15 protein-coding genes are annotated in these 14722 nt (G+C 47.3%); 7 read left to right on the top strand and 8 right to left on the bottom strand.

Features of this window, described 5'->3' with window-relative positions; all coding sequences use genetic code 11:
* Nucleotides 1–13 precede the first annotated feature (13 nt).
* The 4 genes from RH949_RS19160 to RH949_RS19145 all read left to right on the top strand — a co-directional run bounded on the left by RH949_RS19160 (nt 14) and on the right by RH949_RS19145 (nt 3298).
* Nucleotides 14–544: a YHS domain-containing (seleno)protein gene (locus tag RH949_RS19160; protein WP_446355347.1), complete on the top strand. Its 531-nt coding sequence runs from the start codon at nt 14–16 to the stop codon at nt 542–544.
* A gap of 290 nt (nt 545–834) precedes the next feature.
* Nucleotides 835–1173, top strand: a complete 339-nt coding sequence (locus RH949_RS19155; RefSeq protein WP_006105483.1) for a hydrogenase maturation nickel metallochaperone HypA/HybF — start codon at nt 835–837, stop codon at nt 1171–1173.
* Nucleotides 1164–2102, top strand: a complete 939-nt coding sequence (hypB, locus tag RH949_RS19150; RefSeq protein WP_006105556.1) for a hydrogenase nickel incorporation protein HypB — start codon at nt 1164–1166, stop codon at nt 2100–2102. Before RH949_RS19155 ends, hypB begins: the two co-directional genes overlap by 10 nt.
* A 455-nt stretch (nt 2103–2557) precedes the next feature.
* Nucleotides 2558–3298 (top strand): DUF429 domain-containing protein, encoded by a 741-nt coding sequence (locus tag RH949_RS19145; protein ID WP_446355344.1) that lies wholly within the window; start codon nt 2558–2560, stop codon nt 3296–3298.
* A 500-nt stretch (nt 3299–3798) separates the two neighbouring features.
* Here the strand turns inward: RH949_RS19145 and RH949_RS19140 are convergent, their stop codons facing one another.
* A complete protein-coding gene (locus RH949_RS19140) occupies nt 3799–4326 on the bottom strand; it encodes a hypothetical protein (RefSeq protein WP_446355342.1) in 528 nt (175 codons plus the stop codon).
* Nucleotides 4259–4870, bottom strand: coding sequence for a hypothetical protein (locus RH949_RS19135; RefSeq protein WP_446355340.1), 612 nt, complete (start codon nt 4868–4870; stop codon nt 4259–4261). Before RH949_RS19135 ends, RH949_RS19140 begins: the two co-directional genes overlap by 68 nt.
* A 151-nt stretch (nt 4871–5021) precedes the next feature.
* Between RH949_RS19135 and RH949_RS19130 the strand changes: the two genes are divergently transcribed.
* Complete coding sequence (locus tag RH949_RS19130) at nt 5022–5240, top strand: hypothetical protein (RefSeq protein ID WP_006105499.1); 219 nt, start codon at nt 5022–5024, stop codon at nt 5238–5240.
* A 226-nt stretch (nt 5241–5466) separates the two neighbouring features.
* On the opposite strand, the gene RH949_RS19125 is transcribed toward RH949_RS19130, so the two are convergent.
* The 4 genes from RH949_RS19125 to RH949_RS19110 all read right to left on the bottom strand — a co-directional run bounded on the left by RH949_RS19125 (nt 5467) and on the right by RH949_RS19110 (nt 9973).
* Nucleotides 5467–6378: a ribonuclease D gene (locus tag RH949_RS19125; protein ID WP_446355338.1), complete on the bottom strand. Its 912-nt coding sequence runs from the start codon at nt 6376–6378 to the stop codon at nt 5467–5469.
* 129 nt (nt 6379–6507) lie between these two features.
* Nucleotides 6508–7911 (bottom strand): (Fe-S)-binding protein, encoded by a 1404-nt coding sequence (locus RH949_RS19120; RefSeq protein ID WP_446355336.1) that lies wholly within the window; start codon nt 7909–7911, stop codon nt 6508–6510.
* 191 nt (nt 7912–8102) lie between these two features.
* Nucleotides 8103–9419: an FAD-binding oxidoreductase gene (locus RH949_RS19115; protein ID WP_446355334.1), complete on the bottom strand. Its 1317-nt coding sequence runs from the start codon at nt 9417–9419 to the stop codon at nt 8103–8105.
* 125 nt (nt 9420–9544) lie between these two features.
* Complete coding sequence (locus RH949_RS19110; protein ID WP_006105561.1) at nt 9545–9973, bottom strand: NUDIX domain-containing protein; 429 nt, start codon at nt 9971–9973, stop codon at nt 9545–9547.
* Nucleotides 9974–10132: 159 nt separating this feature from the next.
* Here RH949_RS19110 and malQ point away from each other — a divergent pair, with 159 nt between their 5' ends.
* Nucleotides 10133–11641: a 4-alpha-glucanotransferase gene (gene malQ, locus RH949_RS19105; protein ID WP_446355332.1), complete on the top strand. Its 1509-nt coding sequence runs from the start codon at nt 10133–10135 to the stop codon at nt 11639–11641.
* Nucleotides 11642–11772: 131 nt separating this feature from the next.
* Here malQ and RH949_RS19100 read toward each other — a convergent pair whose 3' ends face one another.
* Both RH949_RS19100 and RH949_RS19095 read right to left on the bottom strand, forming a co-directional pair.
* Nucleotides 11773–12564, bottom strand: a complete 792-nt coding sequence (locus tag RH949_RS19100) for a helix-turn-helix domain-containing protein (RefSeq protein ID WP_044210666.1) — start codon at nt 12562–12564, stop codon at nt 11773–11775.
* Between the two features lie 42 nt (nt 12565–12606).
* On the bottom strand, nt 12607–13374 hold the full coding sequence (locus RH949_RS19095) for a pseudouridine synthase (RefSeq protein ID WP_006105488.1): 768 nt from the start codon (nt 13372–13374) through the stop codon (nt 12607–12609).
* Nucleotides 13375–13658: 284 nt separating this feature from the next.
* On the opposite strand from RH949_RS19095, the gene RH949_RS19090 reads away from it, so the two are divergent.
* Nucleotides 13659–14396, top strand: a complete 738-nt coding sequence (locus tag RH949_RS19090; protein ID WP_446355329.1) for an LmeA family phospholipid-binding protein — start codon at nt 13659–13661, stop codon at nt 14394–14396.
* Nucleotides 14397–14722: the final 326 nt, after the last annotated feature.

Genomic DNA, 14722 nt, shown 5'->3' with positions numbered 1-14722 from the left:
AACACCAGCATCAATGAAAATTACCTACTTAACCTTCGCCTCTATTGTCTTGCTGGGCTTAACCGCTTGCAATAATGCCAATACAACTCCCTCTGCTAACGTGGAAAGCCAAACTCAACAAAGCAATCCTAGCCCTGTGGCTAATCCTGCTAACAAGCCAACAACTCTAGTCAGCTTTTATGTAGAGGATGGGGTGGCGATTAAAGGCACCGATCCTGTGGCATACTTTACCCAAGGACAACCGCTTCCAGGTCGTGCCGAATTTGAATACGAATGGCAAGGAGCTACCTGGCGATTTGCCAGTGCAGAAAATCGTGACTTGTTTGCCAATAATCCTGAGCAATATGCTCCTCAATATGGGGGGTATTGCGCTTGGGCGGTAAGCCAAGGCTACACGGCTCCGATTGATCCGAATGCTTGGAAAATTGTGGACGGTAAACTTTACCTAAATTTCAATCGACGTATTCAGCAACGTTGGGAAAAGGATGTTCCGGGACATATTGCTCAAGCTAATCAGAACTGGCCCCAGGTTTTGGAGGAGTGATACCAAGGTATTTCTGTACCTTTAAAGGGATTAGGTATAGCGGTACTAAGACAGGTTAGGACATTCTTTAATGTTTCCTCTTCCCTGTTAAGAGTTCCCTCTTGGACTAAGTGATGTCCTAACGTATTTCCCTGTTAAGAGTTCCCTCTTGGACTAAGTGATGTCCTAACATATTCCCCAGGCTAAGAGCATCTCAATTAGGCTTCGGGAAGCTTTCCCTTGATCACCTACGCTCTTACCTAAAAACGAGATAAAATTAAATCGGAGATCCTCTGTAACGGAATAGATCATTGCACGAACTGGGAATCACACAAAATATCGTTGATATCGTTGCCGAACACGCGCAGGGGGCGAAAGTGCGACGAGTCTGCCTAGAAATTGGTCAGTTAGCGGCGATAATGCCTGATGCGGTGTTATTTTGTTTTGATGTTTGTAGCAAAGACACTCCCTTAGAAGGGGCAACTCTGGATATCATTGAAATTCCGGGTATTGGTCGCTGTCGTCACTGTGATGCTCAAATTCCCCTCGATCAACCCTTTGGTCTCTGTGAATGCGGTAGTGTAGAACTGGATATAATATCGGGTCAAGAACTGAAAATTAAGGAAATGGAGGTCGAACCATGTGTGTAACCTGCGGCTGTTCTGATGGCGCTGACACCACGCTTACCAATCCGGAAACGGGGGAGGTTGTTGCCATGGCTAACTCCAATCACGACCCGAATCATACCCATACATTACCTGATGGGTCTGTTGTCACGCACTCCTCCTCATCTAGCCACTCCCATACTCACACCTTACCCGATGGTCGAGTCATCACCCACACTCACACTCACGACTCGTCGGGAAATCACCACGATGAAGTCTCTCAAGTTCACGCCCAGGTTCACGGTACAAAAATTTCCCTGGAAGCGGATATCCTGGCAAAAAATAACCTAATTGCTGCCCAAAATCGGGGATGGTTTAGAGGGCGTAATATTTTGGCGCTAAATCTAGTTAGTTCTCCGGGGGCGGGTAAAACGACGTTGTTGACGCGCACGATTCAGGATTTACAGGCACAATTACCGATTAATGTAATTGAAGGGGATCAAGCGACAGCGAATGATGCCCAGAAGATTCAAGCAACCGGGTGTAAGGTTGTCCAAATTAATACCGGAACCGGGTGTCATCTGGAAGCGGCGATGGTGGAACGGGGTTGCACTCAACTCAATCCTCCCCTCAATTCTGTGGTCATGATTGAGAATGTGGGAAATTTGGTTTGTCCCGCTTTATTTGATTTGGGTGAACAGGCGAAGGTGGCGATTTTATCGGTAACTGAGGGCGATGATAAGCCGATTAAATATCCTCATATCTTCCGGGCTAGCCAAGTGATGATTCTCACGAAAATTGACCTGTTGCCTTATGTAGACTTTGATGTGGAACGCTGTATTGAGTATGCACGAACCGTGAATCCTCAGATGCAGGTGTTTCAGGTTTCGGCAAAAACAGGCGTTGGGCTAGAGGGTTGGTATGAATGGTTAACCTCTCAGTGTCAATCCGTGCAACCCGTGGAGTCAATGTGATTGAACGAGAAGGGAGCCTGTCAACTTTGTAGTGGACTGACACAGCTAAAATGGCGGCATAGATTTGACGGTGAAATTGGGCGCACGTCGGTCATCCTTATCAACTTTAGCTCAACCCCTCTCCCACGCCAGCCCTCACCCCCAGCCCCTCTCCCAAGCTTGGGAGAGGGGAGCAAGAGGGGAGCAAGAGAATCCGGTTCCCCTTCTCCCGTGCAACAAAAGCGAAGCATCCGCTGTCATCCCCGTGCAAAAAAAGTGAAACATCCTCTGTCCTCCCCCCTCTTGTAGGGGGGAACGAGGGGGGTCCGGAGTTGGGGTTAGGGGATGAGGGGGAAAATGTCGAGGAGTAGATAGACACAGGTTAAAACCTTGCCAGCATTGGTTTTCTCGCCTGTAGTTGACACCAATGCACGTCGGTGCGCCCCTACTGTTTTTGGGTCAGTATTTTTTATCCCATGAAATTTATCGGAATTGATCTCGGTTGGACGTCGGGTGCAAGTGGTTTATGTTGCTTAAATTGGTCAGATGGACAGCTTCAGCTATTAGAATTAAACCGCAAACAAGCTACAGCAGATATTCTGAATTGGATTGATGATTGGACAGCCGCCACTGAACCCGCTCTCATCGCCGTAGACGCCCCCACACTGATTCCTAACGCCACGGGAATGCGTATCCCGGATAAACTCAGCCATCGGTATTTTCACCGTTACCACGCAGGTTGCTATCCCGCCAATCGCCAGCGCCCTTTTGCCCAACGCACGATAGAGTTTGGTTTGAGTTTGGAAGCACGGGGGTTTATTCACGCCCCCCAGATAACACCCAAAACCCTGGGACGCTATCAAATCGAGGTTTTTCCCCATCCCGCGATTGTGCATTTGTTTGGCTTAAATCGGATTTTGAAATATAAAAAAGGAAGAGTGGCAGAACGTCAAGGGGAATTATTAAAACTTTATCATTTGATTAGGGAGGAATTGCCGAGTTTAGAACCCAAACTTGATGGGATTGATGGTTTAAAGGATAGTTTTTCGGAACGCTTGACTGGGGCGACGCTGAAGGAACTAGAAGATAAACTGGATAGTTTAATCTGTGCCTATATTGGGGCGTACTGGTGGTATTGGGGGATTGAGCGGAATTGGGTATTGGGTGATGTCAGCACGGGTTATATTATTGTCCCTGCACCTGTCGTGTCAACTTAATCCACAACCCCCTCTCCCCCAACCCCTCTCCCACCGGGGGAGAGGGGAGTTCTTTTTGCATTCCCAAAAATCACTCAATAGGATTATGAATGCGATCGCACTCCCCCAGCAACCCACCACCTCAACCCAACACCCGGATAAGCTGTCATGCATTTCAATTGGGTATTAGTAGCGAGCAAGATGCAAAGCCTGCGGCATGGCTTCGCTTAACGCACTACAAGGCTTTCGCCATTACTGATATTAAGGTTTAAATGCCGAACAGCTTACAGCGCTTTTCGCTGTAATAAAGTACAGTCGATCAAAGTCCCCCTTTTTAAGGGGGATTTAGGGGGATCGACAATGTACCGCATAGCAGAGCAAACTGCTGTATGTCATTGGAGAACGCAGCGAAGCGAAGTGAAGAATCTCCTCCAATGCTGAAGCTAATCCTATCACTGAATCAGATTAGGGATACATTACAAACCCCAGCCTTATACCAAATCCGGGGAACGCTACCCCCGTTATAACCTAGTCCGCGCAGGCGGACTTTGTTTGTGTAGCTGCGATTTCAATCGCCTCCTCTTGCAGGGGGTAATAAAGGCGGATTTGGTATGACGAATGACAAATGCCGCTTCTCCCTGTGTAACTAACTCTGAGGCTTCCGCTAATTGCTGGGCTTTTTGTTGAGGATTGAGGTTGAAATTGGGATTCCAAGCTAAAGCTTTGCGGAAGAGTTCCACGGCTGGCTCAATATTCCCGTTCCTGGCTTGGGTTTCACCCTGGTAAACCCAAAATTGGGCGGCGGCGGTTTTGTTGGCGGGGGTTTGGCAAACTGCTAATGTTTCTAAATCTTGGGGATTAAATATCAGATGCTGATTCAACCAGTCACAGCCTTGCGCTAACAGCGAGTCTAACCCATCAGTCCGCCACACCCGGGCGGTTTTATCATCTGAGGCAGTGACAATCCGCTGCCCATCGGGGCTAAAGTTGGCGCTGTTGACAGTACCCTGATGCCCCTTGAGTTCGGTGAGTCGGTTCCATGGCAGCAACTAAAGCATTGAGCGGTTGATATGCAAATTCTTTGATAGCATTCGTCCCCTCTCGTTCCAGTCTCGTTCCCTCCTGGGCTTCGTTCTGAGCGATTTGGGCGGCTTCTTGGGTGGTTTTAGCGGCTTGTTGCGCCGCCTGCCGATTCTCCTCCCCACAATCTGCCACCACTTCATCTAAAGGGCGACTATCCAGGCGGTCAAGGTTATCCACAATCACCACCAATCCATTTTTACCGATCGCTTTTAGGGATGCGATCGCAGGTTCAATCAATTCCTGATTAATTGCATCCACCAACTGATTCTTCTGGGGTCCCAAATACCGATTCAACCGTTCTCGCAGCCTCCTGGGTTCAACCAGGGCAATATCGGTTAAACTTTGACTAATCTGGCGTGCGATCGCCAGTAGCACTTCACCAATGTCCACATCCGCCATTTCTAAGTCTTGGGAGGACTCAAAATACACCACATGAAACCCTTCGGCTTCGCTCAGGGTCGTCAATGATAGTATAAGAGGTTGGGTGCGATCGCTTTTGCGTTTGAACATAAAGCCGTAACAGTAGCGATGAATTTTCGTTTTTGTTACAATTCTTTACTTATTACCTCAGGGTTTATCGCCCATTTTTACAGACAAAATCTAAAATTTTGATTAAAATCTTGGTGTGGCTAAAGAATATTTTTAGAATTTGGTAAATTTTATGATACTTGCAGAAAAAATACAACGACAAAATTTCAGCCGCAGCTCATCTCATTTAGCCCTAGTGTTTGCCCAAACTATGCAAACTGGACAAATTAGCTTCTCGCAGTGGTATGAGTTAATGACAGCACCGTTAGAAGATACATTGAGTCCTGAGGCTGAGGATGCCATTACCCGTTTAATTTATGGAGTACGTCACGGCTTGATTAAAGTGATTTAGGGGTTGCTGAATAAGTTTTCTGGTGAGGGTAGGCAATAGGCAACAGGCAATAGGCAATAGGCAATAGGCAATAGGCAATAGGCAATAGGCAATAGGCAATAGGCAACAGTTTCACCCCCTGTCTTAGGGCTAATTCTGCTTACGCATCCTCTAAAAATTCCAGGATTTCGATGATAACGACGAAAAGAACATGATATACCTGTAGAGATGTGCCATGGCATGTCTGTCAAAACGGCAAGTCTTCCTCCTCTGGCTCAGTAATCGAGAGTCGCCAAGTCGTTTTATTCTCTTCTTCTACGGGCAATTCTTCCATTACCTCCCCTAACTTTTGTTGTAGGGATTTCGTCAATTGTACTGATATATCTAACTCAATCCCTAGTTTTTTTGTCACTTCTGCTAATTGATGAAACGCAACTTTTTTGCTGGTACGATTTTGACTGGATAAACGAAATCCATGGACTTTTTTGACATTTTGCGCTTGCATAGCTGCTTTCAGCCGTTCCTTAATTTGCTGAATTTCCGTATCCAGTTGTTTCCAGCGATGCTCGATTTGTCGATAGCGTAAGGTTAGGGCTTCAATATCCTCTGTGGCGGGGTCAGGTTGAGCTAAGTCTAATAAATGACGGTGAAGGTGAGCCACATAGACGACATCCTTCGCCGCGTAATCCAGTTGGCGGGGGGAGAGGGGACGTTTGCGCCAGTCGCCTGTTTGTTCGGTTTTATCCACTTGGGGACATATCCCAAAATATTCAGTTAAGGTTTTCAGTTGATAATTGGGGACAGGGAGGCGATAGTAGGGAATCGTTTTTGCCAGTTCTAGGGTACAGGTGACATTTTTTGCCTTGCGTTTACCCAAAAATTTCCGGTCATAACTAGCGTTGTGAAAGACTTTCTCAATTGCCGGATTGTACATTACTTTAGCAATAAACTCATCAGCGAGTTCCGGCTGATATAACACATCGAGAATCCAGACAGACTCAGCCGTGAGTTCATTTCCATCCGCCAAGACTTGAATTAACGACAATTGCGGCGTATCGGTTTTATAGTCAGCGACTTCCGTATCTAACCATAGGATAGAGGCTTGAGTGCAGCTTGCGATCGCGCAGCGAATGGCTTCGGCTTGGGTGAGGTATGGCATGAGTCAATCGAGCAGCTATCTCATCCTACAGTAATACACCTTAGGTGATCAGAAATCCTGGTTTATCCATTTTCATCCATTCCGCACGTCAGTACAGGACGCACGTCTGTGCGCCCCTACTCCGATTCTCTAATCCCTAATCCTCAACTTTTCGCCCCGAATGGAATAATCCAACAACTCCATCGGATGCATCAAGGATATCTCTTTCTCCTGCAAGTTCAAATGCTTTTTAATTTGCAGTGAACACCCCGGATTCGATGACGCAATTAACTCCGCCCCCGTATTCAACAGATTCTCAACCTTTTGCTGTCCCAACTCATCCGCTATTTCCGGTTGCAGCATATTATAAACCCCCGCACTCCCACAACATAGCGCCGCATCAATGGGTTCGCGTAATGTTACCCCCGGAATTTTCCGCAATAACTGACGCGGTTGTAAGGAAATCTTTTGTCCATGTAACAAATGACATGCATCTTGATACACCATTGTCAAAGGTTTATCGGTCAATGGTGACAATTTAGCCGTCAATCCTACCTCAGCTAAAAACTGCTGTACGTCTCTCACCTTCGCTGCAAAGTCTTGCGCTTTCTGGCGATACACCGGATCATCGTCTAAGATATGCCCATATTCCTTCAACGTATGACCACAGCCTGCGGCATTAATAATCACATAATCAACACCCGTCCCCTCAAAACTATCAATCATTTGTCGCGCCAAGGCTTGGGCTTGTTCTGTTTGTCCCTGATGTTCGGGTAATGCAGCACAACACCCTTGAGTTTTGGGAATTACAACTTCACAGCCATTCGCGGTTAATACTCGTACCGTCGCTTCATTAACCGGAGAGAAAAATAGCCGCTGTACACATCCCAAAATCACACCCACTCGATACCGCTTTTCCCCTTGCGCCGGAATTACATCCGGGAAGTTATTCTGAAAGGACTTTAACGTAATTTGCGGTAAAATTGAATCCATTGCGGCTAAACGGGGAACTATTTGCTTGAGTAATCCCGTAGACCGAACCAGCTTTTGTAATCCTAATTTTTGATAGAGATAAAGTGGCGCAAGAAAGGGGCGCAGGCGTCCCGGATAAGGAAACAGATTAAAGATTAACGCCCTAACGATGCGATCGGCTAAACTCCGAGGCTGATTTCGTTCAACCTGATGACGTGTAGCTGAAATTAACTTATCATACTGTACGCCAGAGGGACAGGTCGTCACACAAGCCAAACAGCCTAAGCAGGAATCAAAATGTTGTGTCGTCCCCTCAGCTAATGGTGCTTCACCCTTATTAATCGCATCCATTAAATAAATCCGTCCCCTCGGTGAATCCATTTCCTTGCCAATCACTCGGTAACTGGGACAGGTGGCGAGGCAAAATCCGCAGTGAACACAAGTATCGATTAAGTCTTGTTTGGGCGGATTTTTAGGGTCAAAACCAGGAACTTGAGACTCCTCTGGTTCCGTTTCTAAGGGGGCTGTTGCTGCGCTTTCTTTGACTGAATCTGGTGTGGGAAATTTAAAATCCGTTTGCATATTGCTTTATTTGAGGTAGATGTGCAGAAATAAATAAATTGTGAGACTTTAGGGGTTTAGTCGGGGCGGGTTTAATCACATCCGGGAGCAAACAAAATAAAAGATAATAGTAAAACCCGCCCCTACATTCGTAAAAACCAGGTTCCATTGAGAGTTGTGAAGGGTCAAATCTGATTCTGTGACTTCTGTCTTCAAATATTTCCGACAAATCGATTAGGACTTAAAAGGGTTTTCGGATCAAACTTCTGTTTAATTTGACGCATAATATCTAAAGCGTTGCCACTGTATCCCCAAACATCAAGCTGTTGCTTTACACTAATTGGAGCCTCTAGTACCGTCAAAAAACCACTGTGGGATTGGCAATGCTCTCGCATCTTTAAAATCGTCTCAGGTTTCACTGTTTCAGGTTTAAGCCGCAATTTTCCTAAGCCACTTCCAGCATGAATTAACCCTAATCCCGTTCCAGAGGTAAGAGTATCCAGTACAGTTAAAGTCATTACTGCCGCCGTTGGTACTATCCCTATTTTGCAAGTAATTGAGGTGGATTGGGGCATTCCCCAGATTTGTTCTGGTAATGATTGCCATAGAGTCACTTCATCGCTATCCTGATAAAGTGTGCCTTGGAGTCCCAACTGTTGCCCCACATCTAGCAACCGGGACGACTGCTCCTGTACACTTTTGGTGACACTTTGGAAGCGTACCATTAAGCCCATCCCTTGACCGATATCCAATTGTTTTACCAATCCCGACGAGAGTAAATCGGTGGCTGTAGGGGTTAGGGCGGAAGCAAGTAAGGTTTGGGTTGTTGATGCGATCGCCTCAGCGTCTCCGGTGAGTACCACTGTCCCCGATGCTTCCTGTACCGGATACAAGCGAAACGTCACCTCGGTTAAAATTCCCAGGGTGCCATACGCCCCCGTCAACAGTTTCATCAAGTCATAACCCGCCACATTTTTCACCACTCGTCCCCCAGCTTTGGCAAGTTGTCCATCACTGCGGACAAAGGAAACTCCCAATAGCATATCCCGCACCCCACCATAGCGTTGTCGCCATGAGCCACTATCCGCCGTTGAAATAATTCCACCCAGAGTGGCGGATTCCGGGTAGGCGGGTTCGAGAGGCAAAAATTGATTGGTTTTCAGCAGTATTGGCTGTAAATCTGCCAATTTCACACCCGCTTGCGCCGTTACTGTCAAGTCACCCACCGCATGATCAATCACCTGATTCAGGTTTTGGGTACTAATCACCAAATCCACGGGTTTACCGACACCCGCCCAAGCTAATTTACTCCCATTCCCGCAGGGAAGAACTTGCCAGTTATGAGTATTGGCAGACTCCATTACTTGACAAAGCTGTTGAATTGTGGTTGGACAAACAAGGGTACTGGTAATCGTGTCTACGCCATAAGCTCTCTTGAGTCGCTCTTGCCATAGCGGAGGTAAAGTATCCCCCTGGTAGAGGTTAGAGTCACCCACAATCGGGGTTAGAGTTTGTGCGATCGCATTCATTGGATCGTCCTTCGTCCTTCGTCATTCGTCATTCGTCATTCGTCCTTGGTTATTTGCTACCCCATCTCCTCCATCTTCCAGACGTTCCACCGGAACGTCTCTACAACCCCATCTCCCCCAGCTTCTCAATAACGAGGTCGTACCTGATAATGGCGATAACGTCGATAATCCCGCAAAATCTGGTCATGATCGAAACAAAGATTCGTGGGAATCTCCCACAGATTAAAAATATTCAAATTTTTGGCATCATCAGCGGCTTGGGGTTCGCCTGTCCCCGTGGCGAGAAATACAATACTCAGGGTATGCTTACGCGGATCGCGGTCAGGTGCCGAATAGACGTGAAACTGCTCAATTAACTCCACCTGTAAGCCAATTTCTTCCTTCGCTTCGCGAACCGCTGCGGTTTCCACCGATTCCCCGTAATCGACAAAGCCGCCAGGAATTGCCCAGCCTAGGGGGGGATTTTTGCGCTCGATTAGAATAATCGGTCGCGAGGGTCGATCTATGAGTTCAACAATGATATCGACGGTGGGAACTGGATTTCGGTAAGTCACAAGCTAAGTTCAGGTAACGGGTAGCGATCGCCTTGGGTTCGTTGTTTTCAGAATACCTCTATCGGCAGAGTTAAATCTACCACGATGGCTCTTTTTTAACGTCTCCCTAGCGTGCTAATGTCGATAGGACTTGCTTTGCTGTACTATGGTCTATCCTTTATGCAGATTCCTAGATCGAGTGGTGTTTTGCTGCATCCCACTTGCTTACCCAGTCCCTATGGATTCGGTGACTTAGGCTCACCAGCGTATCAATTTATTGATTTTTTGGCGGCTAGCGATCAGCGATTCTGGCAGATCTTGCCCGTCGGACCCACGGGGTTTGGTAACTCGCCGTATATGTCCTACTCCGCCATGGCGGGAAACCCAATGTTGATTAGTCCAGAACAACTGCAAATGAAGGGGCTACTCACAAAGGAAGATCTCGCCCATCTACCGGAGTTTCCCCCGGATTCTATTGACTTTGAGCGAGCCGTTCCTTTGAAAAAATCCCTCCTGCTCAAAGCCTGCGATCGCTTTAAGCGGGAAGCGTCCCCGGAACAACAGGAGGAATTCGAGCAATTTTGTCAGCGTCACGCCTATTGGCTGGATGATTATGCCTTATTTATGGCACTTCACAACACCTTTGATGATGTGAGTTGGCATTTGTGGGAGCCAAACATTGCTAAAGCCGAACCACAAGCAGTGAAGGAGTGGCGAGAACGGTTACGCGATCGCATTTATGAGCAAAAGTACTTCCAGTTTGAGTTTTTCCGCCAGTGGTCTTGGTTGAAGCAGTATGCTAATGACCATAATATCCAGATTATTGGCGATATCCCGATTTATGTCGCCCATAATAGCGCCGATGTCTGGTCAAACCGAGAACTGTTTGCCATTGATGAGGAAACAGGCGAACCTTCGCTGATGGCGGGTGTTCCCCCAGACTATTTCAGTGAAACCGGTCAATTGTGGGGGAACCCGATTTACGACTGGGAACGCATGGAAAAGAATAACTATCACTGGTGGATCATGCGCCTGAAGATGATGTTCGAGTACGTCGATGTGCTGCGAATCGATCATTTTCGCGGCTTTGAGGCGTATTGGGAGGTTGACCAAGGTGAAGACACTGCTATGAATGGGCGCTGGGTCAAAGGACCAGGAGCTAAATTTTTCAAAGTCCTGAAGCGGGAATTAGAAGGACTCCCGATTATCGCTGAGGATTTAGGTGTAATTACCCCAGAAGTCGAGGCATTGCGGGATCAATTTGGGTTTCCGGGGATGAAGATTTTGCATTTTGCCTTTGGTGGCGGTCCAGATAATCCCTATTTACCCTTTAACATAGAGCGCAACTGTCTGATTTATACCGGGACTCACGATAATAACACGACAATCGGCTGGTTTAACCAGATCCCCGACTATGAACGAGACAATGCAATTCGTTACTTAGGAGGGTTAAGTCCCGAAGGCATCAATTGGGATTTAATCCGGTTAGCCTACAGCAGTGTCGCCAATCTTGCCATGATTCCCTTCCAAGATTTCTTGGATTTGGGTACAGAGGCTCAGATGAACCGTCCCAGTACATCTGAGGGAAACTGGAAATGGCGTTATCGAGCAGAGAGCTTAACGGATCAACTGCGCGATCGCATCAAAACCCTGATTTATACTTATGGTCGGACACCCCATGATTCTTGAGGGTTATACAGCGCTTTGCGCTGTAATAAAGTACAGTAGATCAAAGTCCCCCTTTTTAAGGGGGATTTAGGGGGATCGACAATGTACCGCATAGCAGAGCAAACTGCTGTATCTGTTGAGCAAACAGACAATCAAGACCGAGGATTAGCTGCAAAGGTCATTTCCTCAACCGCACCGGGGGCGCCCATTTGTTTAGCACTTTGGTCATTAAACTCGACCAAGACGCCTCCGGCATTACCCGCCCGGACAATCAGTTGTTGATCCGCCACCCAAGTCCGCTGGGTGCCTTCGGGCAAGACGCCTTCAAATTCGGTTTTACCATCCACAACAACTCGAATCCAAGACTGAGCCTTCAGGGTAACACCCACCTGCACGGGTTTACCATCTTGGCTGGCATGACTAATTTCCGCCGATTGGTTAATATCAAGGGACTGTTTCGGTGGTCTGGGTTCAGTCTTTTTCGGTGTCGGAAACTGCTGGGCAGAGGGGGCATTGTCAACTTCAATCACTTGCACTGCCGAGCGACTCAGAATGTGAGATAAACCACTGACCGAACCAATCACCAACAGAATATAGAGCAGGTAGAGATGAAGCGGTCGCAATTGAGCAGCGGGTAAATACCGCCAACGAGGTCTGATCAACTGGATACTCGCTCCCACCGGAAAAGCATTGGCAAGTTCTGTACCGTTGAGTCCTAGCACTTCAGCAAATCGCTGGATAAAGCCGCGAATGTATACAGGCTCTGGCAACTGGTCGATCTTTCCGTCTTCAATCGCCTGTAAAAGCCGTGCCTGAATTCGGGTTTGAGCCGCAACTTCCTCTAAGGTAATCGACTGTTCGAGGCGAAACTGACGTAGGCGAGCGCCTATGACTTCGAGCTTCTCAACTTGTTCCTGCTGCAAATGACTCGTATTCTCCTTCATACACGGTACTCCTTGATATCTGCTGGCACGTTTTCGTAAGGGTTAGTGAACTCGGTTGTGGAGGAAGCGGATTTCAAATTCTTCAAGATAACGGTAGTGACCACTGAGCAGTATCGGTTCACCCGGTCGTTGTAATTGAATCGGACCAATTGCCGTGCGGTGCAGATGGATTACTGGATAGCCTAGCAGGTCAGCAACTCGACGAATTTGGCGGTTTCTCCCTTCTGTCAAGACAATTTCTAAAAGTGTTTTATCGGGTTGCTGCTTGAGGACTCGAACTTGAGCAGGTAAAGTGGTTCTACCCGACAAGTCCACACCCTGACGCCAAGCCGAGAGAATTGATTCAGGAGGATGACCCTTGACCCAAACCCGATACGTTTTGGGAACGTGATGGCGAGGATGGGTAAGTTTATAGGTTAGTGTTCCGTCATTTGTCAGAATTAACGCTCCTGTAGATTCCATGTCCAACCGTCCCACCGGATGGATGCCCTGACCTTGTCTAATCGTGCTTGGCAGTAAATCAAGAACTGTACGACGCTTCTCAAGAATGGTATTACACACCCGATAATTCCGACAAGTAGAGACTACACCCACGGGTTTATTGAGCAACAGATAAATTGCCTGAGGACGATTACTGGGTTTGAGCCGCTGACCATTCACTTCAATCAAATCCGTTTCCGGATTGGCTTTTTGTCCTAGCTGCACCACAGTGCCATTGAGCCGAACACGTCCTGCTACGATCATTTTCTCAGCTTGACGCCGTGAGGCGATACCCCACTGTGAAATAATTTTTTGTACTCTTTCCTCCATGGCTTGACTACCTGTGTAAGCTAGTTCGTCTCAACCCAGATCGTGCTGGTTCCAAGTTGATCTCCATCCTTATAGTATCCAGCAGGAGTTTGGTTAAACCTCTCCGGCTTTTAAGGTGGCTAGAGAGAATCAGTCTACTTCTAGCCCTGACCAGAATAGACCATGTACAAATATTACAAGAATGCGGAGAATTGCAAGCGTTTGGTTTTTTTAACCGGCTCATTGCCTTGCTCGGAGACTATCCCTGTTGTGTCAGAATACAGGATTGACCCGAAATTGTGGCAATGGGCGTTAATAAATCAAAAGCTGAGACAGACAAAGGCAGCCGGATGATTAGCACAGTGGTATCCCCCGCCGTGCAATTATGGCTGCGATCGCAGGTGGAGGCAGTGGAAACACTACAGTTTAAGCTGATGGGTCGCGATCGCCAAATTCTGCGGGGATACATTCCCACGGTATCTATTGCGGCTCGTCGAGCTATCTATCAAGGACTGCATCTGTCGCAAATCCAGCTAGATGGGACAAATATTCGTTTCAATCTCACTCAGGTGTTTAAAGGCAAACCCTTACAACTCCTAGAACCTATCCCAGTTACGGGTCAACTCATACTGCGAGAGAGTGACCTGCAAGCCTCTCTGGACGCTCCCTTATTATCAAATGCTTTAACGGATTTACTGAATACATTTATTAAATCTTATAATCGACCGGATCAGTATCCACCCCTGAACGAATCCGAAATCAATTGGCAGCAGATTACGATTGATGGGGAGCGACTCACTCTCAAAGGGACTGTGACAAAGGAGGCGACCAGAGAAATACCGATTATGATTGATGCGGGCATTCAACTGGCAACACCTCAACAACTGCGACTCCACCCCCTCCAGATTCACATTAATGCTCAACAGCCCCCGATCACGTTAGAACATTTCACGATTGATTTAGGATCAGAGGTTGATCTCGAAGAACTCACTCTAACCCCAGGACAATTAATTTGTCGCGGCTGTATTAGAGTTATACCCTGATGGGTGTTGGGGAAGATGGGGAGCAAATGACGAATGACGAATGACAAATGACAAATGACGCTCTCCGCCGTTATAGCAATAGACACATCGATTAGGACGTTCGGCACCATTGTAGAGACGCGCCATGGCGCGTCTCTACATAAATGATGTGTCCTAACAGCCATGGCGGTTGCTATAACTTTAACTTTCCCACCCGAATCGCGAGGGGCTACCCCTTCAACGAAGTAAGGGGTAGGGGGATAGCGGAAAATGCGAGGGGTCAATCCCCGAAGTATTTTCAATCTCTCTCTTTCTATCCCATGAGGTGGTATAGTTTAGCCATGAAA

The sequence above is a fragment of the Coleofasciculus sp. A1-SPW-01 genome, from assembly GCF_040217205.1.
GTDB classification, from domain to species: Bacteria; Cyanobacteriota; Cyanobacteriia; order Cyanobacteriales; family Coleofasciculaceae; genus Coleofasciculus; species Coleofasciculus chthonoplastes_A.
This window is presented reverse-complemented; position numbering and strand designations above follow the sequence as displayed.

Excerpts from the sequence above, each read along its gene's own strand:
- RH949_RS19160 (WP_446355347.1), top strand. The coding sequence starts at position 14 with ATGAAAATTACCTACTTAACCTTCGCCTCTATTGTCTTGCTGGGCTTA.
- hypB (WP_006105556.1), top strand. The coding sequence starts at position 1,164 with ATGTGTGTAACCTGCGGCTGTTCTGATGGCGCTGACACCACGCTTACC.
- RH949_RS19145 (WP_446355344.1), top strand. The coding sequence starts at position 2,558 with ATGAAATTTATCGGAATTGATCTCGGTTGGACGTCGGGTGCAAGTGGT.
- RH949_RS19135 (WP_446355340.1), bottom strand. The coding sequence starts at position 4,870 with ATGTTCAAACGCAAAAGCGATCGCACCCAACCTCTTATACTATCATTG.
- RH949_RS19130 (WP_006105499.1), top strand. The coding sequence starts at position 5,022 with ATGATACTTGCAGAAAAAATACAACGACAAAATTTCAGCCGCAGCTCA.
- RH949_RS19125 (WP_446355338.1), bottom strand. The coding sequence starts at position 6,378 with ATGCCATACCTCACCCAAGCCGAAGCCATTCGCTGCGCGATCGCAAGC.
- RH949_RS19120 (WP_446355336.1), bottom strand. The coding sequence starts at position 7,911 with ATGCAAACGGATTTTAAATTTCCCACACCAGATTCAGTCAAAGAAAGC.
- RH949_RS19115 (WP_446355334.1), bottom strand. The coding sequence starts at position 9,419 with ATGAATGCGATCGCACAAACTCTAACCCCGATTGTGGGTGACTCTAAC.
- malQ (WP_446355332.1), top strand. The coding sequence starts at position 10,133 with ATGCAGATTCCTAGATCGAGTGGTGTTTTGCTGCATCCCACTTGCTTA.
- RH949_RS19100 (WP_044210666.1), bottom strand. The coding sequence starts at position 12,564 with ATGAAGGAGAATACGAGTCATTTGCAGCAGGAACAAGTTGAGAAGCTC.
- RH949_RS19095 (WP_006105488.1), bottom strand. The coding sequence starts at position 13,374 with ATGGAGGAAAGAGTACAAAAAATTATTTCACAGTGGGGTATCGCCTCA.
- RH949_RS19090 (WP_446355329.1), top strand. The coding sequence starts at position 13,659 with ATGGGCGTTAATAAATCAAAAGCTGAGACAGACAAAGGCAGCCGGATG.